Genomic DNA, 715 nt, shown 5'->3' with positions numbered 1-715 from the left:
AAAATAAATATCCTCCGGCATAGCCGGAGGTTTTTCATATGCGCCTATAAGGCTCTGTTGCCAGCCGCGCCCTAACAGGCGCATCGCGATCTGACATTTGCATCTATGGGTTACTTACGGCCCGTAAACGGGCTACCCGGATAGGGGATCGATAACTGCTCACCCATCTTATCCTCTTCCAGTTGGTGCTTTATGTATTCTTGTATCTTCGCTGTATTTTTCCCAACCGTATCAACGTAATACCCTCGGCACCAGAACTCCCTGTTACGGTATTTGAACTTCAAATCGCCAAACTGCTCATAAAGCATCAGGCTGCTCTTTCCCTTCAGGTATCCCATAAAGCCCGACACACTCATTTTCGGCGGGATTTCCAGAAGCATATGGATGTGATCCACACAACATTCCGCTTCCAGAATATTCACGTTTTTCCATTCGCACAGCTTTCTTAAGATACTGCCTATCGTTTTACGCTTTTCCCCGTAGAACACCTTTCTTCGGTACTTCGGCGCAAAGACTATGTGATATTTACAGTTCCATCGCGTGTGCGCTAAGCTCTTTTCGTCCCTCATAGGGACCCCCTTTTGATTTCTTGTTGAACATTTGCAGTTGCCAGACCGCAAACTGTTTTAACAAATCAAAAGGGGTTTTTATAACTGATTCAAAGCTGAAAGCTTTACGGAACCTCCAGCCTAGCTGGAGGTTTTCTGTGCACAAA

2 protein-coding genes are annotated in these 715 nt (G+C 45.9%); both read right to left on the bottom strand.

Features of this window, described 5'->3' with window-relative positions; all coding sequences use genetic code 11:
• Nucleotides 1-110: 110 nt before the first annotated feature.
• Nucleotides 111-569, bottom strand: coding sequence for an IS200/IS605 family transposase (tnpA, locus tag HUZ92_RS20710; RefSeq protein ID WP_174846895.1), 459 nt, complete (start codon nt 567-569; stop codon nt 111-113).
• Nucleotides 526-715, bottom strand: a 190-nt coding sequence (locus HUZ92_RS20785) for a hypothetical protein (protein ID WP_217450658.1), incomplete at its 5' end; no start/stop codon positions are given. The genes tnpA and HUZ92_RS20785, both read right to left, overlap by 44 nt.

The organism is Yersinia vastinensis (genome assembly GCF_902726565.1).
Taxonomy (GTDB): domain Bacteria; phylum Pseudomonadota; class Gammaproteobacteria; order Enterobacterales; family Enterobacteriaceae; genus Yersinia; species Yersinia vastinensis.
The sequence above is the reverse complement of the archived record's forward strand: the minus strand, read 5'-3'. Positions and strand labels throughout refer to the sequence as shown.

What these genes read in the sequence shown, in the direction of transcription:
- tnpA (WP_174846895.1), bottom strand. Translation starts at nt 569, where the DNA reads ATGAGGGACGAAAAGAGCTTAGCGCACACGCGATGGAACTGTAAATAT.